Raw genomic sequence first — 23,568 nt, forward strand, 5'->3', positions numbered from 1 at the left:
GCTGGCCTGTAAGCGCTTGCCGGGGACGCTAACGCCCGGCCGAACGAGGGTCAATAGTCCGATGACTGAAAAGAGTTGAAACGAATGAGGGCGGATGGTGACGCGTACCTGTCGGCGTACTCATCACCCGCTTGAGCAGTCATGGAGCGGGCGAGAGAGGTGAAGCGCTTCGCCTCGACGTCGGGAGCGCTCCCGGGAGGCCATCGCTCAGACATCGATTAAAGCTCCGATGTCTGAGCGGAAATGGAAGGTCGGTGCGCTGGAAACAGGCCACACCACCGGGCATCGACAGGCCCCCGCCCGAGGTCCCCCTGCTACGCCCGGGTCGACGCCTGGGCGGGTTCGACGGCGTGCCGCAGGGGCTCGCCGTGTACCAGTCGCCGCAGTTCGTCGCGTACGAGCTCGCCCAGACGGGCGCGTTCCCTGCCCATGGCGCCGGCGAGGTGCGGGGTGAGCAGGACGTTCGGCAGCGTGAACAGCGGCGAACCGGGGTCGGGCGGTTCGGGCCAGGTCACATCGAGTACGGCGGTGAGGTCGGGCCGGTCGTAGAGGACTTCGATCACCTCCGGCTCGTCCAGTACGGCACCACGGGCCGTGTTGATCAGGGTGGCCCCCTCGGGGAGCAGCGACATCAGCCGCCTGCCCACGATGCCTTCGGTCTCGGGCAGGAGCGGGGCGTGGACGCTCACGACGTCGCACGCCGCGAACAGGCCCTCGATGCCGGTCAGTCGGACGCCCAGCTCCTGTGCGGCGGCCGGGTCGGTCACGGGGTCACAGGCGAGCACCTCGACGTCGAAGTGCCGCAGGTGTTCGGCGACGAGCCGGCCGATCTCCCCCAGGCCGAGCAGCCCCACCCGGGAACCGTATCCGCCGGACACCCGGGGGTTGTGCGGGAACTGACGGCTGGCCGTCACCTGGCGACCGAGGCGATGGACCTGCTTGAGGCCGAGCAGGATCTGGGCCAGGCTGAACTCGGCGACCGGAACCGCGTTGGCCCTGGCCGCGGAGACGATGGGGATGCCGCGGGCCCAGAACTCCGGCGGCGTCAGATGCCGTACGGAACCGGCCGCCACCATCACCGCGCCCAGCCTCGGCGCATGGGCCAGCAGGTTCGCGTCGAGCACCGGCGCTCCCCAGCCGGTGAGCAGAACGTCGACCCCTTCCAGTACACCGGGGTCCCGGAGGAGAGCGTCACGGGTGAGCGCGGGCGCGTGCCAGCGCGCCAGGCGTCCGATGCCCTCCAGGACGTGCGCCGGGTAGACATCGGCTCTGCGCTCCTCCTCCATGACCAGTAGGGCGTTGGGCATCGTCGTCGCAGTTGCCATCGGCTCGGCCTCCTGGGGCGTGGCGGTATCGGCGGGCCACACGATACATCGGAGGACAAACCTGATCGCGTCGAAGGACTGGACAAAACTTCGCCCCATTGCTTGCATTCCCGAGTCGATACATCCGATGTATAGGGTGAAGGATGGCTGGCATGCGTGTGCCTGTCGGTGAACGGAGACGAGCGCCAGCGCGGCTCCACCGCGGACATGGTCTTCCCGGTCGCCGGGATCGTCCGCTACCTGAGCCGGTTCATGGTGCTGCACCCCGGGGACGTCATCAACACCGGCACACCTGCCGGCGTGGCCCTCGGCCGACCCGAACCCCGGCCGTACCTGCGGCACGGCGATGTGGTGGAGTGCGGGATCGACGGGCTCGGGACCATGCGTCAGACGTTCCGACAGGCCTGAGGGAACGCCGAGGGAACACGGAGGGGACACGCACATGCAGTTCACCCAGGACGACCGACTGCTCTTCATCGGCGACTCCGTCACGGACACCGGCCGCGACCGGGCGGATCCCGCGTCCCTCGGTGACGGTTACGTACGGATGATCGCCGAGTCGCTGTCCTCCCCCGCGACGGTCGTCAACAAGGGCCTCAACGGCAATCGGGTCTACGACCTGGAGGCGCGCTGGGCCACCGACGTCCTCGGGCTCGCCCCTTCCGTGGTCACCGTTCTGATCGGCATCAACGACACGTGGCGCCGCTACGACCGCGGACTGCTCAGCCCGGTACCGGAGTTCGAGGCCTCCTTCGACCGCATGCTCACCCTCACCACGGAGAAGTGCGCAGCGCGCCTGTTCGTCATGACGCCGTTCCTCCTCCCGGCCGGCCCGGAGCAGGAGAGGTGGTTCGAGGATCTCGCGCCCCGTACGGAAGCCGTTCTGCGCACGGCCACGGCTCACGGAGCGACGGTCGTCCGCACGGACCTGGCACTGCTGCGCGCCGCCGAGGTGCACGGTGCGGCAGCCCTTGCCCCGGACGGTGTCCATCCGAGCGCGCTCGGCCACCGAGTCCTTGCGGATGCGTGGCTGGCCGCGGCCGGGGTGGGAAGGGGTCCCGCGTCGTCTGAGAGGCTGTGAGCATGACTGACATGCCCCTCTGGCGTCGCCCCACCCGTAGTGGCTGGCGCATCGACGTCGACGAGGCCCGCACCCGCGCCGACGTGATCGACGCGGCCGGCAGCGTCCGGGCATCCGTCCCCATCGAGCCGGTTCAGCACTTCACGGGCTGGTTCGCCAAGCGCCAGAACGCGGTCATGAGCCGTGCGTTCGAGGCCGACGGCCCGTCGCTGCCGGCCCGTGAGCCGAACGCGGTCTCGCTGCGTCCGCACGACCCGCGCGCCTTCGTCAGCGACGGCGCCGTCGACGGGCGCCGCCGGGAGAAGACCGGGCGGGCGCTTGTCCACGGCCGGAGCTACACGTTCCTGCACACCGACGGGCAGCGTGCGGACGCGATGCGGGACGGCGTCCGCATCGCGTCGTTCGTCAAGCACGGCTTCCGCCCACAGGACGGGAGCGTCAGCCGCGACGATCACCTTCCCCTGGACGAGACCGACGAACTGGTCCTCACCGTCTTCGAGAAACTCCTGAGGCCCGGACGCCCCGGCGCCGTCTCCGACCTGCTCACCGACCTCAGTTGATCAGCTGAGGGACGGGGCCGGATCAGGAACGGACCGGGGACACGGTCAGGGGCAGCTGATCCGGATGTCGCCCGGGTCGGTGGTGCAGGTGTCCGTGCCGGCACCGCCGTTGGCGGTGTCGTTGCCCGGGGTGCCGTCGGTGGTGGTGAGGCGGTCGTTGCCGTAGTAGCCGGTCAGGGTGTCGTTGCCCGGGCCACCGTTCAGGGTGTCGTCGCCGAAGCCGCCGTCGATGTTGTCGTTCCCGAAGCCGCCGTGGGCCGTGTCGTTGCCGTAGCTCGCGCGGATGGTGTCGTTGCCGCCGAGGCCGCAGATCACGTCGTTGGCGAATCCGCCGTTGAGGGTGTCCGCGCCGCTGGTGCCGATGACCGTGCACGCGCGCGCGTTGTTCACCGACGTGGTCGCGGAGGCCGTGTTGTTGGAGGCCACCGGGTCCTGGGGCGAGCCGCTGACGCCCGCCGCGTTGATGAGCGTGCCGACGGCGCGGGGTTCGGCCGTCACCGTGACGGTCGCGCTCGCACCCGGGGCCAGGGAGCCGAGGGCGCAGGTGGCGCCCGTCGTGGTCGTCGTGCAGGTGCCCTGCGAGGGAACGGCCGAGATGAGCGTCGTACCGGCTCCGGACAGCGTGTCCGAGAGTGAGATTCCGGTCGCGGTGGCCGTGGACATCGCGGAGTTGGACACCTTCACCGCGTAGGTGGCTCGGTCGCCGATGCTCACCGTGGTCGTGCCGGTGTTCGTCACCGACAGGTCCGCGCTCGGCGGAGTCGTACCGTCGCCGCCCTGGTAGCGGGCGAGGGCGAAGGCGAAGCCCGCTCCGTACCCGGCCGCGACGATCTTGCCGTCCGGCTGGACGAGCACGCCGCGGGCCTCGTCGAAGTCGTTGAAGCCGGTCACCACGAAGCCGTCGCCGCCGAAGCCGGTGTCCACCGTGCCGTTGACGTTGAGGCGGGCCAGGCCGAAGTCGTTGGCCTCGGAGCTGTTCGGGTCGTCCGCCCGGCCGGCGAGCACGATCTTGCCGTTCTGCTGGAGTGCCAGGCCGTACGCGATGCCGCCGTCGCCGGGTGCGTTGACCGAGGTACGCCCGCCGGTGCCGAAGGCGGCGTCGGGGGTGCCGTCGGCGTTGTAGCGGAGGACGGCGAAGCCGGCGCCACCGGAACCGGCGGCGACGATCCTGCCGTCCGGCTGCACGGCCACGGCGTTGCCGAACTCGGTGCCGCCGAAGTCCGCGGTCACCATGCCGTCACCGCTGAAAGTGGTGTCGAGGGTGCCGTTGGAGTTGTAGCGGGCCACTCCGATGTCGAAGGCGGTGTTGCCCACGTAGCCGACCGAGACGATCCTGCCGTCCGGCTGGAGGGCCATGCTGCGGGCGATGCCCCCGCCGTCCTGGGGGGAGGTGGGTGTGAAGCCCGCGACGACGGCACCGTCGCCGCCGAGGCTGGGGTCGAGGCTCCCGTCGGTGCCGAGGCGGACGAGCGCGAACCCACTGCCGCCGCCCTTGCCCGCGGCGACGATCCTGCCGTCGGCCTGGACGGCCACGTCCGCGCCGTCCGCGGACCCGCCGAACTCCTCGACGCGCACCAGGCCGCCATCGCCGAAGCCCGTGTCGAGGCTGCCGTCGGTGTTGTAGCGGGCCACGGAGAAGAAGCAGCAGCCGCCGCCCTCCTCCGCGATCACCTCGGTGGTGCCGGCCACGACGATCTTTCCGTCCGACGGCTGGATCGCGACGGCGTTGGCGGTGTGACTGCCGCCGCCGAAGTCGCTGGTCACCGTGCCGTCACCGCTGAAGGTGGGGTCGAGGCTGCCGTTGGAGTCGTAGCGGGCGAGCGCGAAGCCCGCCTCGCTCACACCGACCACGACCATCCTGCCGTCGGCCTGCCGCGCGATGTCGTGGCCTTCGGCGTACCCGGTGATCGGGGTCGTCACCCGGCCGTCGGGACCGAACGTCGGATCCAGATCGCCGGGAGCGGCGAGCGCGGTGCCGGGCAGCGCGAGGACGAGCGCCATGCCGAGCGCGACCGGCACCCCGGCTCGCCCGCCGGGCCTGCGGCGCCGTTCCGCGGGTCTCAGCTGTACGTGGGTCATCTGCGTACGAACCTCCGTCTTCGTGGTGTACGGGGAGCAGCGCACAGCTTTGTACCGGCGCCCGCCCCGCTCCGGCTGGCCGTGCCGAACTACGCTCACCGGCCCTTGGGAACCACCCCCGCGAGGGAGCGCACGGGGCGCCATCCCGCCGGCCCGTTGTTCATGAAGTCCGGTGTGTGGTGGCGCAAAGTGATCCCCTGATGCGGTGTCAGGGGTGATTCAGGGTGGAGCTGGGGTGATCCCTGGCGCTGCGGGCGGGCCGGGCGGACAGACTCGAAGGGACTTGATCAGCACCTTTCGAGTGGAGTTCCTCATGCGCCGTTCTTCGACCTTGCCGATGTCCCTCTCTCTGCCTCTGTCCCTGCCCGTGGCCGTGGTCCTGGCTTCCGCTGTGACGCTGGGTGTCGCCGCTCCAGCGTTCGCAGCGACCGCCGGAGCCACGGGGGCCGCCGGGACCGCGGGTGGAGGCCCCTCCCCCGGGCTCGACCGTGACGCCCTGCGCGAGGCGATCGCCGTGCGCCCTGACGACGGGGCCGCCGGTGTCGTGGCCGAGGTGCACAAGGGCGGGGAGAGGTGGCGTGGGGCATCGGGAGACGTCGTCACCGGACAGCCCGTCAGCCGGGATGCCCACTTCCGGATCGGCAGCGTCAGCAAGCCCATGGAGCCGTGATCCTGCTTCAGCTCTCCGCCGAGGGCCGCGTCGACCTGGACCGGAGTGTTCAGGACTATCTGCCCGAGCTGCTGCCGGAGGACCTGTTCAAGGAGCCGGTCAGCGTACGGCAGCTGCTCAACCACACCAGCGGCCTGCCCCAGGACTTCGAGGGCGCCCCGGCCACCCCGTCCCCGGACGAGGAGATCGAGCGCCGCCTCGACTCCCTCACCTTCGACGAGGTGATCCGGCAGACGCTCCGTCCCGAGGGCCGGCCGGCGCCCGGCCCACACTTCAGCCCCGGCACCCGCCAGGAGTACAACTCCTTCGGCTACCGCGTCGCGGGCAAGCTCATCGAGGAGATCACCGGGCACCCGTTCCGGTACGAGGTGACGGCCCGCATCCTCAAGCCGCTGAAGATGTGGGAGACGAGGGCCGCCGTGCCGGGCCGGAGTACGCCCGTGCCTCGCCCCTATCTGCCGGGCTACCTCCCGAGGGCGGACGGCGAGCTGGTCGACGTCAACGTGCAGGGTGGGCTGCCTGCGAGCATGACCTCCACCACGGGTGACCTGGACCGGTTCATCAGAGGCCTGTTCGACGGCAGGCTGCTGCGCCCGGCCCAGACGGCGGAGCTGTTCGCGATACCGAAGGGCATCGACGGCAAACCTCTGCCGTACGTCGGCAACGCGAACTGCAACACCGGTCCCGGCAGGGGCACCGCCTGCTTCAGCGTGGGCCTGATGTCCACGCCACTGCCCGACGGCTCGGTCCTGTGGGGCAAGACGGGCTCCGATACCGGATACCGGAGCGGTGTCTTCGCCTCCCGCGACCTCAACCTGCGTGCGGTCTACGCGATGGGCACGTCGACCTCGTCGAGCAACGGCGCTCCGGCGGTGGCCCAGCGCCTTGCCCTCGCCGCCTTCGCCCACTGAGAGTCCGGTCCGAGGCGAGGGTGCGCGAGACGGGAGGGGGGTTCGGGGCGGTGTCCCTGGCAGCGGGGGCGGCTCGGACACCGCGTACCCTCACATCGGAAACGGCCACCGGCCTCGCCGGGTGCAGGGCTTGCAGGGCGAGCAGGGCGAGCAGGGCGAGCAGGGCGAGCAGGGCGAGCAGGGAACGGAAACATGACGCAGGCGCGGGGGCAGGGGACGGAGCCCGGTGGGGACGAGCGGGATCGGGCGGCGACGGTACGTGTCTTCATCGCCCTCGCCCCGCCCGACGAGGCGAAGGACGAGCTGGAGCGGGTACTGAGCCCCGCGTACGACGCGTATCCGCGGATGCGGTGGAACCGCATCGAGGACTGGCACATCACCCTGGCGTTCCTCGGCGAGCTGCCCGTCGCGACGGTTCCGCTGCTTGGGCCGCCGCTCGCGGACCTCGCGGCGTCGCGGGGGCCGGTGGAACTGGCCCTGCGGGGCGGCGGACATTTCGACGAGCGGGTGCTGTGGAGCGGCATCGACGGGGACCTCGACGGACTGCACCGGCTTGCCACCGACGTCCGCACCGTGGTCAAGGAGTGCGGTGTCCCCTTCGAGGACCGGCCGCTGCGTCCCCATCTGACGCTGGCCCGCGCCCGCCGTGACGATGAGTCGAGCGTGCTGGACGTCGCCGCCGGGCTGGCCGGCTTCACCGGTCGCCCCTGGCGGGCCGAGCGGCTCCACCTGGTCGGCAGCAACTTCGGCCGCGGCCCGGGGCCGATCCGGTACCGCGACATCGAGGCATGGACGTTCGGCGGGCGCTGACCGGGGTGGGTCCGCCCACCGTTCGGGGGGTCCGTGCTCGTTCTGGGGGGGGCGGCCGTGCTCGTCGAAACCGGTCGGGGGACTTGGGGCGTGTTTCCCTGTGCAGTGATCGCTCCGGAAAGGGAATCGCCTTGTCCATCACAGGTTTCAGCCCGTCCCGTCGCACCGCTCTCGGCCTCGGCGCCGGTGTCGGGCTCGCCGTCGCGTTACCGCTCGGCGGGTCGGCGTACGCCTCCACGCCCGGCGGGGACGACCTCGGCGCACGGCTTCGGGAGCTGGAGGAGCGGCACTCCGCACGGCTCGGTGTGTTCGCCCACGACGTGCGGACCGGGCGCTCGGTGGCGTACCGCGCCGACGAGCGCTTCCCGATGTGTTCGGTCTTCAAGACCCTCGCCGTCGCGGCCGTGCTGCGCGACCTCGATCACGACGGCACGTTCCTGGCGCGGCGCATCCGCTACACGGCGGCGGACGTCGAGCGGTCGGGCTGGTCCCCCAGGACCGAGCTGCCCGAGAACCTCGCCCATGGGATGACCGTCGCCGAACTCTGCGACGCCACGCTGCGCTACAGCGACAACACCGCCGCGAATCTGCTCCTTCGCGAGCTGGGCGGTCCGACGGCCGTCACCCGGTTCGCCCGGTCGATCGGCGACCGTACGACCCGGCTCGACCGCTGGGAGCCCGAACTGAACTCGGCGGAGCCGTGGCGCGAGACGGACACCACGACGCCCCGCGCCATCAGCCGGAGCTACGGGCGCCTCGTGCTCGGCGACGCGCTCCCGCGCCGGGACCGGGAGCGGCTCACGGGGTGGATGCTCGCCAACACGACCAGCGGTGAGCGGTTCCGTAAGGGGCTGCCCGCCGACTGGCTCCTCGCCGACAAGACCGGCGGCGGACGGTACGGCGGCAACAACGACGCCGGAGTCACCTGGCCGCCGGACGGCGGCCCGATCGTGCTCACCGTGATGACCACGCGGTTCGTGGAGGACGCGGCGCCCGTCGATCCGCTGGTGGCCGACGCGGCCGCGCTGGTGGCGGCGGAACTCGGCTGAGCAGAAAAAGAGGCTCGAATAAATAGCTTGAGTGCCGCCCCGGGCTTTCCTAGGCTGTGGGTACACGCTGAAAGGAGGTGATCCGAGAACATGGTTTCTTTTCGGATTCGTGAGGTGACTGCGGGCTAACGGCCTGCCGTCGCACTCTGTGCACCTCGGCAGGTCATCTGCCGAAAACCACGCAGTCACCCGACCCGTGGGCCGCCGGTAATCCGGCCGGCTCCCGTCCGAACTCGAGCGGACGGGACCAAGGCCCACGGGTCGTCTGCGTTCCCGGACACCCCCTGCGCCAGCCGATGTGATCCGGATCACAGGGAACCTTCGGGCGGTACGGCTCCTCCTCGGGGTGTCGGCGCGTGCGGCGCCGGCCTCGGAACGGAGGGAACCCCCATGGCGGTCATCGACATCGAGCGGCCTCGTGCGATCGCGGGCGGGCGGGCTGTCGCCGCACTGCTCGCCGTCCTCGCGCTGGTGCACCTCTACTGGGCCACCGGCCTGACCTGGCCCGCCGCCGATGAGCAGGCCCTGTCGCTCGCCGTCCTCGGCAGCGTCGTCTCCTTCGGGCCGGGCGTGGTCCTGCCGCTCGCGGCCCTTGAGGGGTGCGTGGCCTTCGCCGTCGCCCTCCACGCGCGCGGTGGTGGTCGCAGGCGCGGAATCCCGCGCCTGGTCACGGCCGCCGTCGCCGCCGGGATGCTGCTTCGCGGGGCGGTCGGCCTGGTGTGGATCGTCGTCGGCAGGGACGGCTCAGGGGCGGCGTTCCCCTGGCTGAACGCGCTCGTGTACACGCCCCTGTGCCTGGTCTTCGGAGGGGCGGCCCTGCGTGCCGCCCGCTGATCCCGTCGGGCCCGTCGGCCCTGCCGGCCCTGCCGGCCCGGCTGACCCCGCTGACCCCGCTGACCCCGCTGACCGCGTCGACCGGGGCGACCGGGGCGTCGCGCTTGTGCGGGCCGCCCGGCACGGCGACACGCTTGCCCTCCATGACCTGCTCGACCACCTCACCCCGTACATCGCCCGGATCTGCCGTCCCATCGCGCTGGACGACGGACCGGACGCCACGCAGGAGGCGCTGGTCGCCGTGTTCAGCTCGCTGCGTTCGCTTCGGGAGCCGGAGGCGCTCTACGGGTGGGTGCGGGCGATCTCCGTACGGGAGGCGGTGCGGGTGGCGAAGCGTGCGGGAAGGGCACGGCCGGCCGAGCTCGCCGACGTACCGGAGCGAGGTGATCCGCAGCTGGCCGCCGACATCGGAGACGTCCTGGCGCGGTTGTCGCCCGCGCACCGGGCCGTCCTGGTGCTGCGGGACATCGAGGGGATGGACGAGGAGTCCGCGGCGGCACTCCTCGGGGTACCGACCGGCACGGCGAAGTCCCGGCTGCACCGGGCCCGGCAGAGTTTCCGAAAGGCGTGGTCCGCGTGAAGGAGAGCGAAGAGGGCAACGAGGGCAGGGGCGGCCCGCTGCTCGACGACGTGCGGCGGATGCGCGTCATGGTCGCCGGAGTCCGGGGCGCTCACCTCGTCGAGCGGGTGCTCCCCGCGCCACTCCCCCGGGTCTGGCAGGTGATGGGCGATCTGGAGGGCGGCTTCGGGGAGTTCCAGCCCGACATGCGGTCCGTCCGGGTCCTGCGACGCGAAGGCGACCGGGTGGAGGCCCTCGCCCGCAGCCGCTACGGCCTGCGGGCGCACTTCCACGGCGTGCTGCGGCCCGGCTGGTGCTGGCTGCAGAGCCGGTTCCTGGTCATCGGGATGGCGGCGGCGGACGAGGACGGGCGGACCCGGGTCGCGCTCACCGGTGGCGTACGTGTCCCCGGGCGCGCCGCGCTGGTGCCGTTCGGCGCGCGACGCGAACTGGAGGAGGCCATGACACGCCTGGCCGCCCGGGTCACGTAACCGCCCGCCGCCCGGGTGCAGCCGGTCGCACCAGGCCGCTGCCCGGGCGTGGTCCCGTCACGCCAGGCTCAGCGCGCCCGTCTGTCGGGCGCGCGCCTCACCCACCCGCAGGATCAGCGCGGCGGCCACCAGGAGCAGGGCGCTCAGCGCTCCGAGGCCGAGCAGGGTCGGGGCGAGTTCGGTCACCGTACGGTGTTCGAGCAGGGCGCCGCGGACCGCGAGGAGGCTGCCGGTGAGGGGGAAGACCGCGCCGACGACCTGGATGGCGGCCGGGAGGGCGAAGTGCGGCAGACGGACGCCCGAGACGAACCAGAGCGGCTCGTCGAGGATCGTGTACAGGAAGGCCGAGTCCCGGGAGAAGACCAGGAGGCTGTTGAGGAACGCTCCCCACGCCACTGCCGGGATCAGCAGGGCCAGGAGGACGATCCCGTACATCCACCAGGCCGAGACAGACAGCGTGCCGAAGCCCGTCAGGGCGGCGACGGTGAAGCAGGTGAGCAGCCAGGCGTTCTGGAGGAGTGCGCCGGCGCCGTTGGCGATCATCAGGGTGAGCCGGCCGGCCGGGGAGAGGAAGAGCAGTTCCAGGGTGCCGGTGGTCCGCTCGAAGGAGAGGTGCCAGGCGCTCTGGACGAGGGAGAAGAAGAACGCGTACGCGAGCGTGCCGGTGGCCAGGAAGGTGAGAAGGCGCTCGGGGTCGGCGGCAGTCGGCCAGTTCTCGGCGGCCCGGGAGGCTGTGGCGACGGGGCGCAGGGTGTAGTAGGTGGTGGCCAGTTGGAGGACCGGCCAGACGAGCATCGAGAAGACGACGAGCGGCTGGCCGAAGAGCCGGCGGTGCTGCTTGAGCGTCTCGGCGGCGAAGACCCGCAGGGCGTGGCGGAGATGGTTCACCGGGCGCCGCCCTTGGCTCCGACGGTCACGGCGGCGGACTCGGCGGTCGCGTCGGACAACTCGGCGGTCGCGTCGGCGGACCCCGGTGGGACAGTCGCCGCAGCCGCGGTTGTCGCGGCGTGAGAGCCGGCGAGGTCCGGGCGGGTTCCGGCACGAGGTACGTCTCCGGTGTCCGCGAGGCCCGCCTCGCCCCGCTCCGCGAGTGTCAGGATCGCGTCCTCCAGGCTCGCCTCGGCGATCTCCAGGCCGCCGATGGACCCGCCGGCCTCGTACACGGCCGCCGTCAGGGGTCCCGCCATGTCGTCGGGGTGGCGCAGGGTGATCAGCTCGCCCCCGTCGGGGAGGGTTTCGCGGGTCGCCCCGAAGGAGTCCGCGACGGCCCGGGTGCGGTCGGTCGGGTCGGTGACGGTCAGGCGCACGGTCCGGTGGCTGCCGGTCGCGGCCTTGAGTTCGGCCGGGCTGCCCTGGGCGAGGTGACGGCCGGCGGAGATCACGTACACGTGGCCGCAGAGCTCCTCGACCTCGGCCAGGTAGTGCGAGGTCAGCAGCACGCCGGTGCCGTCGTGCGCGGCCAGGTCGGCGACGACGCGGCGCAGGTCGCGGGCGATCGGCGCGTCGAGGCCGAGGGTCGGTTCGTCGAGAAGGAGGTAGTCGGGGCGGTTGATGAGTCCGCGGGCGATGGCGAGCCGCTGGGTCATGCCGCGCGAGTACCGCTCCACCATGGTGTCGGCGGCGTCGGTCAGACCGACGAGGTCGAGGAGTTCACCGGTCCTGCGGCGCAGTTCGGCCTTCGGGACGTCGTAGAGCTGGCCGAAGTACCAGAGGTTCTCGCGGCCGGTCATGCGGGTGTAGACCATGCGCTCGCCGCCGGCGATGAGGTTGATGCGGCGGCGTACGGCGCGGGCGTCGGCGACCGCGTCCAGGCCCTCGACGCGGACGGTGCCGGCGCTCGGGCGCAGGAGCGTGGCGAGGATCTTGATGGTGGTGGTCTTGCCGGCACCGTTGAGGCCCAGGAGGCCGGTGACGCGGCCGCGCGGGATGTCGAGGTCGAGGCCGTCGACGGCCCGCTTGAGGGTGCGGGGGCCGAGAATCCCCTTATCCCGTACGGGGAAGTCCTTGCGCAGGCCGCGGACCTCGATCGCCGTGGTCATCAGTACGTCCTTTCGACGGCACGGGCCTCGGCCCGCGGCAGGTAGGTCAGCCCCAGGAGGAGGTAGGCGCAGGAGAGGGCGGCGCAGATGCCGAGCCTCGGGAGGAGTTCGGGGAGGGACTGGCCGCCGGTGAAACTGCCGTGCAGGACGTCCATGGCCGAGGTGGTGGGGAGCAGTTCGGCGAACCAGCGGGCGGGCTCGGGCAGGTAGTCGCGCGGGAAGGTGAAGCCCCCGACCAGCCCGAGCACGATGAAGACGGTGTTCTGCGAGATGTGGGCCTCGCCCGCCGCGATCATGAGTCCGCCGAGGCCGACCGAGAGCGCGAAGACGGCCGCGATCAGCGCGAGGCCGCCGAGCAGTGCGCCGGCGACGGACGAGACCGGCACGGTGATGCCGAGGGCGGCGACGACCAGGCCGAGGGCCAGGAACTCGAGGACGCTGCTGAGCACCGCGAAGGCGGTGAAGCCCAGCAGGTACGGGAGGCGGCCTGCGGGGGCGATGAGCAGGGCGCCCAGGGTGCCCTGTCGCTGCTCGGTGATGAGGGCCTTCGCGGACCAGAGGATCAGCCGGACGGCGAAGTGGAACGCGGTCGTGCCGACGACGATGTAGGCGAGGTAGGCGGTGGTGCCGCTGCCCTCGGCGAAGTCGGCGCCGACGGCCCCGCCGCCGATGACGTGGAAGCCGAGGTAGGCGAGCGCGATGGTGAGCGCGGCGGGCAGGACGGTGCCGACGGCGTACGTCCATGGGTAGGCGCGGCGGGTCATCTGCCAGGTGCGCCAGGCGGTTGCCCAGGCTGTGGGCATGAGAACGATCCCTCCCCCGAGGTAAGGAAACTGAGCGGATTCGAGTGAGTTCCCTTGGGGAACTTACAATGAGTTTCTATCGGGAACTCACTCGATGGCGCAAGATGGATCCCTTGCCGACCGGGTACCGACCCGTTGCCCGAACGAGGAGGACACGACATGGCACGAGCCGTGCCCGACCGCGACGCCGCCTGCGCCATCGCCCAGGCCGCGGCCGTCGTCGGCGACTGGTGGAGCCTGCTCCTCGTCCGCGAGACGGCGCGGGGGCGGCACCGTTTCGACGAGCTCCAGCGCGAGCTGGACATCTCCCGCAAGGTCCTCACCGAGCGGCTGAACCACCTCGTCGACAGCGGCGTCCTCGACAAGGTCCCGTACCAGGAGGGACCGGTCCGGTTCGAGTACCGGCTCAGCGACGCCGGCCGCGCGCTGCTCCCCGTCCTGGTCTCGATGCAGGACTGGGCCGACCGCTGGCTGCTCGGCGACGGCTCGCTCACCGCCTCCGCCGACGAGCGGAGCGCCGAGGCCCACCGCGTCCACGACCTGCCAGGCACCCGGCTGCCCCGCCTGGAGCTGCCCGCCCACACGGGCCCCGCGCTCGACCCGGTCGACGCCGGAGCCGGCGCCACCGTCCTGTTCTGCTACCCGGCGACCGCCCGGCCAGGCCCGCTGCCGGACAACTGGCCGGACATCCCCGGCACGGCGGGGTGCACCCTGGAGAACCGGCTGTTCCGGGAGGCGTACGGGAGGTTCACGGCGGCGGGCGTCGCGGTGCGCGGCGTCAGCACGCAACGCCCGGACGAACAAAGGGCGTTCGCAGCCGCCGAGGAGATTCCCTTCCCGCTGCTCTCCGACATGGACAACGGGCTCTCGGCGGCGCTCCGGCTGCCGACGTTCCGTGCGGGCCAGGCCCTCCGGCTGAAGCGGGCGATCCTGGTCCTGGACCGCGAACGGACCGTACGGCACGTGCAGTTCCCCGTCACGGACATCCCGGCGGCCGTGGAGACGGCGTGGCGCGAGGGGGCGTCGGTCGCCGCGGGGTGACAACGCCGCGGCAGAACACCTCCGCGGCAGCCAAGTTGGGTGTCAGCACCCATGCCGAGGCACCTGTTCAGCTGGAAGGGTGAGGTCACACCCGGACGAGAGGCGACCATGTCCGCCGTACCGCGTCAGGTCCCTCGCCATCAGACCGGCGGGACTCCGTCTCCCGCCGGGCCGCCCGCGCCGCAGGACGGGCACATGGTCGTGTGCGGGGACGACGCGCTCGCGCACCGGATCGCCGGTGAACTCGCCGAGGTGTACCGGCAGACCGTCGTCCTCGTCGCGCCCAGCGGCGGCGGACCGGACACGGCCGAGCCACGCGTGCGCGTCCAGCACGCCGACCGGATCCCTCCCGACGAGCCGACCCTGATCGAGGCGGGCGTGCGCCGGGCCCAGGCACTGGCTCTGCTCTACGAGGACGACGAGGTCAACATGCGGGCCGCGTTCCTGGCCCGGCGGCTGAACCCGCACATCCGCCTGGTCCTCCGGATGTACAACCGCAACCTCGGCCACCGCATGGCCGAACTCCTCGACCAGGCCCGCGGCCAGACGGATCCCACGGCGCACGGCGACGGCCACGACGCCACCACGATCGTCCTGTCCGACGCGGACACCGCCGCCCCCGCGCTCGCCGCCACCGCCGTCACGGGGACCCGCAAGATCGTCCAGGCCGACGGGCTGCTGCTGCGCGCCGCCGAGAGGATCCCCGCCGAACGGATCCCCGCCGAGCACGACGACGCGGCCGGCCCCGGCCTCGTCACCCTCGCCCTGCTGTCGTCGACGACCGACGACCCCGCGGGCGCGGACGGCTCCGACCGCAGTGGGCGGCTCGCGCCCCGACTGCTGCCCGACGACGCCGAGGTACGGGCAGCGGCCGGGCACGGCACCGTCGTCCTGGAGGCCGTCACCCACGAACCGGCCCTCCCCCGGCGCCGGGAGAGCCGGGGCGCCTCGCCCCGCGAACTCCTCTCGCCCCGGGTGCGATGGGCCCTCGCCGGAGTCTGCGCCGCGGTCGTCGCACTCGCCGTCGCGTCCTCGGTGACCACCGGGGACCACCTGCTGCACGCCGCGTACCTCACGCTGCTCGACCTCTTCGCGATCGGCGACCCCGCGGTCGGCGAACCCACCGCCCGCCAGGTCCTCCAGATCCTCGCCGGCCTGCTCGGCCTCGTCCTGCTGCCCCTGCTCATCGCGGGGGCCCTCGAAGCGCTCGGCGCCTACCGCAGCGCGGCCGCCCTCCGGCGCCCGCCGCGCGGCCTCACCGGCCACGTCGTCCTCCTGGGTCTCGGGCGCGTCGGCACCCGCGTCCTGGTCCAGCTCCACGAGCTGGGCGTGCCCCTGGTGTGCGTGGAGGACGACCCCGAGGCCCGGGGCGTCGCCCACGCCCGCACCCTGCGCGTCCCGGTCGTCCTGGGTGACGTCACGCAGGAGGGGGTTCTGGAGGCGGCCAAGATCCACCGCGCCCGCGCCCTGCTCGCCCTCACCAGCGCCGACACCACCAACCTGGAAGCGGCCCTGTACGCGCGCACGCTCAACCCGGACCTGCTTGTGGCGCTGCGCCTGTACGACGACGAGTTCGCGTCCACCGTCTACCGCACCCTGCGCACGGCGCACCCCGACGCGCTCACCCGCAGCCGCAGCGTGTCGACGCTCGCCGCTCCCGCTTTCGCCACGGCGATGATGGGCCGCCAGATCCTGGGGGCGATCGCGGTCGAACGCCGGGTGCTCGTCTTCGCCGCCCTCGACATCGCCGGGCAGCCCCAGCTCGAGGGCAGAACGGTCGCGGAGGCGTTCCGTCCTGGAGCGTGGCGCGTCCTCGCCCTCGACACCAGCGCTCCGGAGGCGCTGGAGGGCCCGGACGCGCCGGCCGGGCCGGGCGCGCTCCGGGTATCCGCCGCCGAGCCGCCCGGTCTGCTCTGGGACCTCCACCCCGGTTACGTGCTCCACCCGGGCGACCGCGTCGTCGTCGCGGCCACCCGCGCGGGCCTCGCCGAGCTGCTCGGTCGGGCGGGGGCACCAGCGGCGGGGCGGACATCCTCCGGGGCACCGCCGTCGACCCCCGGCCGCTGAACGACTCGTTAAGGTGTCCACTCGACGACACGACGTTCGCTTCGGAGGTCATGAGTGGGGCGCGCCGCATCCCTGCCGATACGCGTGCCGGTGGGGGAAGGTTCCCACCGGTGGACCAGCAGGACCGCCCAACGGCGTGTGCTGCTCGTGGTCCACAACGTCACCTCGGCGGGACGGCTGCAGGACCTGCTGCCGCTGTTCCACGACGACTTCCGAGTCCAGCTGCTGGTCACGTCCACGGGGTCTTCGGCCTTCCAGGGAGGAATCCGTGAGGTGCTCGCCGACTGGGAGCTGCCCGAGCTGCCGTGGGAACAGGCACTCTCCACGCCGGTCGATCTCGCGATCTCGGCGAGCTTCGGCGGCGAACTCGCCGCGCTCAAAGGCAGGTTGTCCGTTCTCTCGCACGGTGTCGGATACACTAAAAGGCTGGCCGAGCCGGGAGCCGGGAGCCGGGAGCCGGGAGCCGGGAGCCGGGAGCCGGGAGCCGGGAGCCGGGAGCCGGGAGCCGGGAGCCGGGAGCCGGGAGCCGGGAGCCGGGAGCCGGGAGCCGGGAGCCGGGAGCCGGGAGCCGGGAGCCGGGAGCCGACGTTCGGTCTGTCGTCGGAGTGGCTCCTGGCGGACGGCATGCCGTTCGTGGACGGGCTCGTTCTCTCCCACCCGGAGCAAGTCGAGCGGTTGACCCGGGCATGCCCCGCAGCGGTACCCGCCGCCGTACTCGCGGGTGACCCCTGCTTCGACCGCATGCTCGCCGCCCGCCCGTACCGGGACCGGTACAGGCGCGCCCTGGGCGTACGCCGTGGGCAGCGGCTCGTCGTCGTGAACTCCACCTGGAATCCCGAAGGGCTCTTCGGCAACGGCGGCATCGGTGGAGACGGCAGCGGTGGCGGTGGTGGTGGCGGTCAGGACATTCTGCCGGGGCTTCTCCCCCGGCTCGCCGCCGAGCTCCCCGCCGACGACTACGGGCTGGCCGCCGTGCTCCACCCGAACATCTGGTACGGCCACGGCCCGGGTCAGATCCGGGCCTGGCTGGACCGGGCCCGTCGCGGCGGACTCGCTCTCGTCGACCCCGTCCACGCATGGCGGCAGGCTCTCCTCGCCGCCGACCTCGTCCTGGGCGACTTCGGAGCGGTCTCCTACTACGCCTCCGCGCTCGGCACCCCTGTGCTGCTCGCGGCGGACGGGCAGGAGCGGCTCGACCCCGAGGCCCCGCTGGCGGCCTTCGTCCGGCACGCACCACGGCTCGATCCGTACGGACCCCTCCGCCCACAGGTGGAGGGGCTGCTGGCCGGACATCGTCCGGCAGCGGACCCGGCCGAGTTCATCACCTCTGCTCCCGGCAGGTCGGCGATGCTGCTGCGGCGCCACTTCTACCGGCTGATGGACCTGCCCGAGCCCGCCGGGCCCGCGTCGTTGGAGCCCTTGCCCCTCCCTCCGTACGCCCCGCCGAGGCGGACCACCCCGTTGCGCGTGCGGGCGCGCGTGCGTGGCGTGGACGTCGAGATCGAACGCGCCACGGAACACCCGTACGACGCGAGCGGTGACACGCATCTGGCCGTCCACGAGGACACCCGCGACCCCGGAGTCCTGGAGTCGGCGGAGGTGATCACGCGGGACGGAGCGCCCGACGACCCGCGCTTCAGGAGTCCGGAGCTGTGGACCGCCGAGGTGCTGCACCGGCATCCGCACTGCGCGGCCGCCGCATACGTGACCGGCCCGGACACGTGCACGGTACGCACCCGGGCGCACGGCCTCTTCCGGCTCTCCGCGACGGCGGGCGGGGACGCCGACCCGGCGGCCTACGCGTCCTCGCTGTACGCGTGGCTCACGCAGGGCGGTACGGTCGGGGGCGAAGACGGAGGCCCGGACGGCACCACGCTCCGGGTGCACACGGCCACCGGCGTGCATCAGGTGACCGTCGCTCCCCTCGCCGAGCCTTAGGCCGTGTCCTCGCAGCGTAGCCGCAACCCGGCCAGGTACCGCAGGTGCGGAGCGGCGGCCTCGGGCAGCAGTCGCTCCGCCTCGGTGATCCGGGTCAGCGCCGTCGTGTCGTCGCCCATGTCGTGCAGCGTCTCCGCCAGGTCGGTGAGGACGCGGGCCCGGTTGTACGTCTCGCCCTGTCGTACGAAGAACTCGCCCGCGGCCTCCAGCAGGCGGCGGGATTCCTCCCACCGTCCCAGGCCCCGCAGGGCCCGTCCCTGGTGCCGTTCGGCCAGGGCCAGGGCGCGTGCGCGGTCTTCGGCGCCCTCCTGGCCGGGAGCGATGCGCCGGTAGATCCTCTCGGCCTCGGTGAAGCGCGCGTACGCCGACTCGTACTGCCACCGGTTCAGGTCGAGCAGGCCGAGCAGTTCCACGGACGACGCCTCGCCCCGTAGGTGGCCGGCCGTGCGCTCGCGGGCGACGGCGGCGTGGGCGGCACGGTCGGCCTGCTCCCACCTGCCGAGTTCGCCGAGGCAGTGGGCGAGCTGGAAGTGCAGCGCCCCCGCCACCCGGTGGTCGACGTCCCCGTCGTGCTCGTCGGCACAGCGGGCGGCCACCCGCAGCGCCGGAAGCACCTCGTCCCCGTACCCGGCCTTCAGCTGCAGCGGCCAGAGCGCGCGGGCCAGGCGTAGCGCCGTGGTGGTACGCCGGTACTCCTCGGCCACGGACACGGCGCGGACGACGTTGCCCACCTCGGCCGCGAGCACCGCAAGGCCCTCCTTCTCGTCGCGGCAGGCGTCGCCGCGCTCGGGCGCCGGCTCGGTGCGCCAGCTCTGCGACAGGGCGGCGTGCGCCGCGTGCAGCACCCGGTTCAGCAGGGAGGCGAGCACCCGGTCCACCGCTGCGGCGCACTCCGGGATGCCGTGTTCGGGAACGGCGGTGTCGGCCAGGTAGCGCCGCACCTCGGGCCGGAACCGGTAGCGCCGGTCCGGGAGGGGTTCCAGGAGGCGGGCCTCCGCCGCCTCGGCGAGTAGCCGGTCGGCCTCGTCCTCGTCCTCCAGGTCCGCGGCGGCAGCGGCGAGAGCGGCGCTGACGGACGGCCAGGCGCCGAGAGCGGTCAGGCGGCAGAGCCGCGCGGCCTCCGGGGTGATCCGCGCGGCGGCACGCCGGGCCGCGCGCTGTACCGGATCGAGTGCCGCGGGCTCGGCGCCCGGTTCCGAGGCGTTCCGGTCACCGGGCGTTTCGTCGGCAAGGAGGCGGATCGCCTCGGTCTTGAGGGACAGTGCGTTGCCCGCGCAGCGGTCGAGCAGGCCCGGCAGCTGTGCCTTGGCCCGCGCGGCCCGCTCCCGCCCGACCTCACCGCGCAGCAGTTTCTTCGCGTAGCGGTCGCTGAGCGGGGACACGGCGACGCGCTCGGCGTCGAGGGTGAAGGGCGGACCGGACACGACGACCAGGAGGAAGACGTCGGGCGTGGACGGTACGAGACCGCGGACCTGGGCCGGCGAGGACGCGTGGTCGATGACGACGAGCACCTGCTTGCCCGTGGTGAGCCGCCGGTAGAGCGCCTCGCGGCCCGCCTCGGTGGACGGCATCCGCTCGCGGTCCACACCCATCGTGAGGAGCAGGCGCAGCAGGACGGCGGCCGGCTCCGCTCCGTTGTCCGCGCCCGTGTCCCGCAGATCGACGTGGAACTGTCCGTCGGGGAAGCGGGCCTGGCAGAGAGCGCCGAGGCGGAGGGCGGTGGCGGAGGTGCCGATGCCGGGCGGCCCGTACAGCAGGGCGACTCGGGGGCTGCCCTCCCAGGGGCGGGTCGCCTCCTTCAGTAACTGCTTGACGACGTCGTCGCGGTTGACGAACTCGCGGGGCGCGGGCGGCAGTCCGCCGCTCGTCAGGTGCGTCGCCGCGTCCGGGGAGTTCTGTACGAGGAGCGCCCACTCGGCTGCCTGCCGGGGGTCGCTGCTGATCCGGGCGTGCAGCCGGCCGGCCAGTTCCGCCCGGGCCGCCGGGTCGGGCGGAAGGGGGGTCGCACGGCCGAGGGTTCGTCTGGCCAGGGCACCGGTGGAGAGGGCCAGTTGCTTGCCGAGCTCGCCGGTGGCGCCGTTGCCCACCCCCAACAGGAACGTGGTGAGCGCGCTGAGCGCCAAGATCTCCAACATGACCGGCCCCTCCCCTGGCCCCCGGCTGGACCCGACTCCGGCCGGACGGTGTCCCCGTCCTCCGCAGGCGTCAAGTCGAGGGCATCCAGCCTCCGTAACTCCGCTCTGTGGAACGTTACATGCGGGACTGCGGAGCGCACGCGACGCGCTCGCTCGGAGCGAACAGACGGGGCCGGATCTTGCCTTCGCACCCTCGTCATGGTCATATTCATGTCTTTCTCATGATCATTACTTGGGGGCAGAAATGACCAGAGGCATGGACCGCCGTTCCGTCATGCGCGGGATGGCGACGGCCGGAGTCGGCGTCGCTGCGGGAGCAGTGGCGATGGGGGGCGGCACGGCGTACGCGGCGGGTTCCGGGGACGACCCGTACAGCGTCGACGTCATCAGCAAGGGCGCGGACCCGACCGGTGCCACCCCGAGCGACGCCGCGTTCCGCGCGGCCGCCGCCGAGGTGCTGGCCTCGTTCCAGCCCGGCCCGATCTCCGGGGCCATCCCGAAGAAGGTGCTGGTCGTCCCGCCCGGCACCTATCTTCTGACCCAGCCGGACTCGCTCCTGCCGAACGTCAACGGCGAGGGCAACGGCGGCATCGTCGACGGACTGTCGATCACCGGATACGGCAAGCGCCTGTCGCGGATCGTGTACTCGCCGGCCGCGGACGACACCACGCTGTGGACGAACTACCAGCGCTACAAGAACATCCGCATCTCCGGTCTGACGTTCACCAGCACGAACGCGACGTCCAGCTTCAACTACGCCTACTCGTCAGCCGATTACGGCGTCCAGGACACCTGGTACAGCGACGTGGAGTGGCGCGGCAGCTGGAAGCGCGGCATCGGCCTCGACGGGCCCGCCACCACGTCCAACCTGAACAGCGAGATGGGCTGGGACCACTGCCAGGTCGGCGGCTCCTACTCCGACGCGTTCCTCGTCATGGGGATGACGACGGCCGCGACCCAGCAGGACCAGTTCCTCAACTACTGGTTCCGCGACTGCAAGGTGGAGTACCAGTCCGGGGTGTTCGTGAAGAACAACCGGGGTGGCTCGATGAACTTCATCGGCGGTTCCTACATCCTCACCGACGCCTCATCGACCGGCACGTTCTTCCAGCTCACCCCCGGCGCCACCACGCGTGCCGACTCCGTCATGCGGCTCTACGCGCAGGGCATCCGTTTCGAGCTGCGCGGTGTCGGCCACAAGGTGATCGACTCCCAGTGGTACAAGGGGAACATCACGTTCGTGTCGTGCGACGACACCGCGCTGAGCTTCAAGTCCTGGGCGCCGAACGCGGTCACGCACGTCTACGACTTCAACGCCAACGGTGCCCGGGGCCCGATGGTGCGGTACGTGGACTGCGGCCTCATGGGCTCGCACCAGGTGACGACCGGGGCCACGGCGACCACGTACGGCAAGGTCCTGTACGACGGTTGCCGGTTCATCGACATGTCGACCGCGACCGGGGCGACCGGCTTCTTCCGCTGGACGGGTTCCGTCGCGCCGCGCTACGAGATGCGTGACTGCCTCATCGGTGCGAACTACCTGGCGGACGTGAAGAACCCCGCCTGATCGCCGGGAGCCGGACACCTGCGCGGGCCGCGGCAACGGTCGCGGCCCGCGCCTCGGTTCACCGGGCGTACACCTGGACTTCGGACATCCGGTGGGGCAGCGGCCGCCGGACCGACACGGAGGGGCACCACGCTCACGCAGGACGTACAAGCCCCCCTCCTGAGGAGACTTGCGTGATTCGCCCCCGTACCGCCCGGTCGCTCGTGCTCGCCGTCACCACGGCGCTCGCCGCAGCGGCCCTCGCCGTGCCCGCCCAGGCCGTGCCCGCCCAGGCCGAGGCACAGGCCCAGGCCCGCCACCGCGGCTCCGCCGGCTCGCTGCCGGTCGTGACCCCCCGCGCGGAGACGCCGGTGCTGCACGACGACGACGCGGGCGGCAACGCCGACGCGGACGACCCCGCCATCTGGCGCAACGCCGCCGCCCCCGGCCGCAGCCTCGTCATCGCGACCGCCAAGGAAGGTGGGCTGCGCGTCTACGACCTGGACGCGCGACCGGTGCAGTCGATAGCCGCACCTCCGGCCGCCGGGCCGGACGACGCCCCCGGCCGGTTCAACAACGTGGACCTCGTGCAGGGCCTGCGGCTCTCCTCGGGGCGGGCCGACCTTGCCGTGACCAGCGATCGCGGCCACGACCGGCTGCGGTTCTACCGCATCGACCGCAACCGCGCCGGCGGCCCGCTGACCGATGTCACCGACCCCGCCGCCCCGGCCGTCTTCTCGCAGGACCAGGCCGAGATCAACGACCAGCGGACCGCGTACGGTCTGGCGACCTGGACGGACCCGGTGTCCGGGAAGTCCTTCGCGCTGGTCAGCCGTCGCGAGCGGACCAGCATCGCGCTGCTCGAACTGCTCCCGGCGGCAGACGGCAAGGTCACATACCGGAAGATCCGCACCCTGGACCTGCCGGCCACCTTCCGGCTTCCGAACGGCACCTCCTGGGCCCCCTGCGGCGAGCCCGGCGAACTGCCGCAGGTCGAGGGCATGGTCGTCGACCCCGCCAACGGCACCCTCTACGCCGGCCAGGAGGACATCGGCATCTGGCGCCTGCGCGCCGACCTCACCGGCACGCCCGAGCTCCTCGACAAGGTCCGTGAGTACGGGGTCCCCGGCGTCTACGACGAGGAGACCGAGGAGTGCGCGCCGGGCGCCGATCCCGGCTTCGGCGGGACCAGGATCTCTTCGGACGTCGAGGGTCTGACGCTGGTCACCGAGTCCGACGGTGACGGTTACCTCCTCGCCTCCAGCCAGGGCGACAACACCTTCGCCGCCTACGACCGGGAGCTCGGGGACCGCAACGAGTACGAGGGCGGCTTCCGGGTCGCTCCCGCGAGCGGCGCGCTCGACGGCTCCGAGGAGTGCGACGGCGCCGCCGCACTGAACGCGCCGCTCGGGTCCAAGTACCCGCACGGGCTCCTCGTCGTACAGGACGGCCATGACGCCCCCGGCGACGGTGAGCGCCCGGCGACCAACTTCAAGTTCGTCGATCTCGGCCCTGTCCTGGACGCCATCGACGACTGAGGCCTCGGTCCCGGACTCCGTCGACGACGGAGTCTCCTCACGACCGCCTTCCCGTCAACGACCGCTGTCGCTCTCACGACCGCTTTCCCTCA

General features: G+C 72.3%; 20 protein-coding genes and 1 pseudogene. 15 read left to right on the forward strand and 6 right to left on the reverse strand.

The window, feature by feature from the left end:
- Nucleotides 1-314 precede the first annotated feature (314 nt).
- Nucleotides 315-1,325, reverse strand: coding sequence for a hydroxyacid dehydrogenase (locus OG462_RS04235; RefSeq protein ID WP_406054562.1), 1,011 nt, complete (start codon nt 1,323-1,325; stop codon nt 315-317).
- A 162-nt stretch (nt 1,326-1,487) separates the two neighbouring features.
- On the opposite strand from OG462_RS04235, the pseudogene OG462_RS04240 reads away from it, so the two are divergent.
- The 3 genes and pseudogenes from OG462_RS04240 to OG462_RS04250 all read left to right on the forward strand — a co-directional run.
- Nucleotides 1,488-1,733, forward strand: a pseudogene (locus tag OG462_RS04240) (fumarylacetoacetate hydrolase family protein); the annotation flags it as partial.
- Between the two features lie 34 nt (nt 1,734-1,767).
- A complete protein-coding gene (locus OG462_RS04245; RefSeq protein ID WP_406054565.1) occupies nt 1,768-2,406 on the forward strand; it encodes an SGNH/GDSL hydrolase family protein in 639 nt (212 codons plus the stop codon).
- A gap of 2 nt (nt 2,407-2,408) precedes the next feature.
- Nucleotides 2,409-2,966: a hypothetical protein gene (locus OG462_RS04250; protein WP_406054567.1), complete on the forward strand. Its 558-nt coding sequence runs from the start codon at nt 2,409-2,411 to the stop codon at nt 2,964-2,966.
- Between the two features lie 45 nt (nt 2,967-3,011).
- Here the strand turns inward: OG462_RS04250 and OG462_RS04255 are convergent, their stop codons facing one another.
- Nucleotides 3,012-5,045, reverse strand: a complete 2,034-nt coding sequence (locus tag OG462_RS04255; protein WP_406054569.1) for a calcium-binding protein — start codon at nt 5,043-5,045, stop codon at nt 3,012-3,014.
- 337 nt (nt 5,046-5,382) lie between these two features.
- Here OG462_RS04255 and OG462_RS04260 point away from each other — a divergent pair, with 337 nt between their 5' ends.
- From OG462_RS04260 to OG462_RS04290, 7 genes are all read left to right on the forward strand, one after another.
- Entirely contained in the window at nt 5,383-5,715 is a 333-nt protein-coding gene (locus OG462_RS04260) for a hypothetical protein (protein WP_406054571.1), read from the forward strand.
- Nucleotides 5,712-6,626 carry a serine hydrolase domain-containing protein gene (locus OG462_RS04265; protein ID WP_406054573.1) on the forward strand — a complete coding sequence of 305 codons (915 nt, stop codon included), beginning with the start codon at nt 5,712-5,714 and terminating at the stop codon, nt 6,624-6,626. The genes OG462_RS04260 and OG462_RS04265 overlap by 4 nt, the downstream gene beginning before the upstream one ends.
- A 192-nt stretch (nt 6,627-6,818) precedes the next feature.
- Complete coding sequence (gene thpR / locus OG462_RS04270) at nt 6,819-7,436, forward strand: RNA 2',3'-cyclic phosphodiesterase (RefSeq protein ID WP_406054575.1); 618 nt, start codon at nt 6,819-6,821, stop codon at nt 7,434-7,436.
- A gap of 137 nt (nt 7,437-7,573) precedes the next feature.
- Complete coding sequence (gene bla, locus OG462_RS04275) at nt 7,574-8,485, forward strand: class A beta-lactamase (protein WP_406066358.1); 912 nt, start codon at nt 7,574-7,576, stop codon at nt 8,483-8,485.
- Nucleotides 8,486-8,875: 390 nt separating this feature from the next.
- Nucleotides 8,876-9,319 (forward strand): DUF3995 domain-containing protein, encoded by a 444-nt coding sequence (locus OG462_RS04280; RefSeq protein WP_406054577.1) that lies wholly within the window; start codon nt 8,876-8,878, stop codon nt 9,317-9,319.
- A 106-nt stretch (nt 9,320-9,425) separates the two neighbouring features.
- Entirely contained in the window at nt 9,426-9,899 is a 474-nt protein-coding gene (locus tag OG462_RS04285) for an RNA polymerase sigma factor (RefSeq protein ID WP_406054579.1), read from the forward strand.
- Complete coding sequence (locus OG462_RS04290) at nt 9,896-10,369, forward strand: hypothetical protein (protein WP_406054581.1); 474 nt, start codon at nt 9,896-9,898, stop codon at nt 10,367-10,369. The genes OG462_RS04285 and OG462_RS04290 overlap by 4 nt, the downstream gene beginning before the upstream one ends.
- Nucleotides 10,370-10,426: 57 nt before the next feature.
- Here OG462_RS04290 and OG462_RS04295 read toward each other — a convergent pair whose 3' ends face one another.
- The 3 genes from OG462_RS04295 to OG462_RS04305 are packed head-to-tail and all read right to left on the reverse strand — an operon-like array spanning nt 10,427 to nt 13,211.
- A complete protein-coding gene (locus OG462_RS04295) occupies nt 10,427-11,257 on the reverse strand; it encodes an ABC transporter permease (RefSeq protein WP_406054583.1) in 831 nt (276 codons plus the stop codon).
- Nucleotides 11,254-12,408: an ABC transporter ATP-binding protein gene (locus OG462_RS04300; protein WP_406054585.1), complete on the reverse strand. Its 1,155-nt coding sequence runs from the start codon at nt 12,406-12,408 to the stop codon at nt 11,254-11,256. Before OG462_RS04300 ends, OG462_RS04295 begins: the two co-directional genes overlap by 4 nt.
- Nucleotides 12,408-13,211 carry an ABC transporter permease gene (locus OG462_RS04305; RefSeq protein WP_406054587.1) on the reverse strand — a complete coding sequence of 268 codons (804 nt, stop codon included), beginning with the start codon at nt 13,209-13,211 and terminating at the stop codon, nt 12,408-12,410. Before OG462_RS04305 ends, OG462_RS04300 begins: the two co-directional genes overlap by 1 nt.
- Nucleotides 13,212-13,370: 159 nt before the next feature.
- On the opposite strand from OG462_RS04305, the gene OG462_RS04310 reads away from it, so the two are divergent.
- The 3 genes from OG462_RS04310 to OG462_RS04320 all read left to right on the forward strand — a co-directional run bounded on the left by OG462_RS04310 (nt 13,371) and on the right by OG462_RS04320 (nt 18,257).
- Nucleotides 13,371-14,252: a winged helix-turn-helix transcriptional regulator gene (locus tag OG462_RS04310; protein WP_406054589.1), complete on the forward strand. Its 882-nt coding sequence runs from the start codon at nt 13,371-13,373 to the stop codon at nt 14,250-14,252.
- A 195-nt stretch (nt 14,253-14,447) separates the two neighbouring features.
- Entirely contained in the window at nt 14,448-16,319 is a 1,872-nt protein-coding gene (locus OG462_RS04315) for an NAD-binding protein (RefSeq protein WP_406066360.1), read from the forward strand.
- A gap of 54 nt (nt 16,320-16,373) precedes the next feature.
- Entirely contained in the window at nt 16,374-18,257 is a 1,884-nt protein-coding gene (locus tag OG462_RS04320; protein WP_406054591.1) for a hypothetical protein, read from the forward strand.
- Here the strand turns inward: OG462_RS04320 and OG462_RS04325 are convergent.
- Nucleotides 18,254-20,392, reverse strand: a complete 2,139-nt coding sequence (locus tag OG462_RS04325; RefSeq protein WP_406054593.1) for an ATP-binding protein — start codon at nt 20,390-20,392, stop codon at nt 18,254-18,256. The genes OG462_RS04320 and OG462_RS04325 overlap by 4 nt on opposite strands.
- A gap of 256 nt (nt 20,393-20,648) precedes the next feature.
- Between OG462_RS04325 and OG462_RS04330 the strand changes: the two genes are divergently transcribed.
- Together OG462_RS04330 and OG462_RS04335 are read left to right on the forward strand one after the other, a co-directional pair.
- Nucleotides 20,649-21,959 (forward strand): hypothetical protein, encoded by a 1,311-nt coding sequence (locus OG462_RS04330; RefSeq protein WP_406054595.1) that lies wholly within the window; start codon nt 20,649-20,651, stop codon nt 21,957-21,959.
- Nucleotides 21,960-22,132: 173 nt separating this feature from the next.
- Nucleotides 22,133-23,476 carry a phytase gene (locus OG462_RS04335; protein ID WP_406054597.1) on the forward strand — a complete coding sequence of 448 codons (1,344 nt, stop codon included), beginning with the start codon at nt 22,133-22,135 and terminating at the stop codon, nt 23,474-23,476.
- Nucleotides 23,477-23,568: the final 92 nt, after the last annotated feature.

Origin of the sequence: Streptomyces sp. NBC_01077 (assembly GCF_045162855.1) — a bacterium.
Lineage (GTDB): Bacteria > Actinomycetota > Actinomycetes > Streptomycetales > Streptomycetaceae > Streptomyces.

Excerpts from the sequence above, each read along its gene's own strand:
- OG462_RS04300 (WP_406054585.1), bottom strand. The coding sequence starts at position 12,408 with ATGACCACGGCGATCGAGGTCCGCGGCCTGCGCAAGGACTTCCCCGTA.
- OG462_RS04235 (WP_406054562.1), bottom strand. The coding sequence starts at position 1,325 with ATGGCAACTGCGACGACGATGCCCAACGCCCTACTGGTCATGGAGGAG.
- OG462_RS04305 (WP_406054587.1), bottom strand. The coding sequence starts at position 13,211 with ATGCCCACAGCCTGGGCAACCGCCTGGCGCACCTGGCAGATGACCCGC.
- thpR (WP_406054575.1), top strand. The coding sequence starts at position 6,819 with ATGACGCAGGCGCGGGGGCAGGGGACGGAGCCCGGTGGGGACGAGCGG.
- OG462_RS04250 (WP_406054567.1), top strand. The coding sequence starts at position 2,409 with ATGACTGACATGCCCCTCTGGCGTCGCCCCACCCGTAGTGGCTGGCGC.
- OG462_RS04310 (WP_406054589.1), top strand. The coding sequence starts at position 13,371 with ATGGCACGAGCCGTGCCCGACCGCGACGCCGCCTGCGCCATCGCCCAG.
- OG462_RS04315 (WP_406066360.1), top strand. The coding sequence starts at position 14,448 with ATGGTCGTGTGCGGGGACGACGCGCTCGCGCACCGGATCGCCGGTGAA.
- OG462_RS04260 (WP_406054571.1), top strand. The coding sequence starts at position 5,383 with ATGTCCCTCTCTCTGCCTCTGTCCCTGCCCGTGGCCGTGGTCCTGGCT.
- OG462_RS04325 (WP_406054593.1), bottom strand. The coding sequence starts at position 20,392 with ATGTTGGAGATCTTGGCGCTCAGCGCGCTCACCACGTTCCTGTTGGGG.
- OG462_RS04245 (WP_406054565.1), top strand. The coding sequence starts at position 1,768 with ATGCAGTTCACCCAGGACGACCGACTGCTCTTCATCGGCGACTCCGTC.
- OG462_RS04255 (WP_406054569.1), bottom strand. The coding sequence starts at position 5,045 with ATGACCCACGTACAGCTGAGACCCGCGGAACGGCGCCGCAGGCCCGGC.
- OG462_RS04330 (WP_406054595.1), top strand. The coding sequence starts at position 20,649 with ATGGACCGCCGTTCCGTCATGCGCGGGATGGCGACGGCCGGAGTCGGC.
- OG462_RS04280 (WP_406054577.1), top strand. The coding sequence starts at position 8,876 with ATGGCGGTCATCGACATCGAGCGGCCTCGTGCGATCGCGGGCGGGCGG.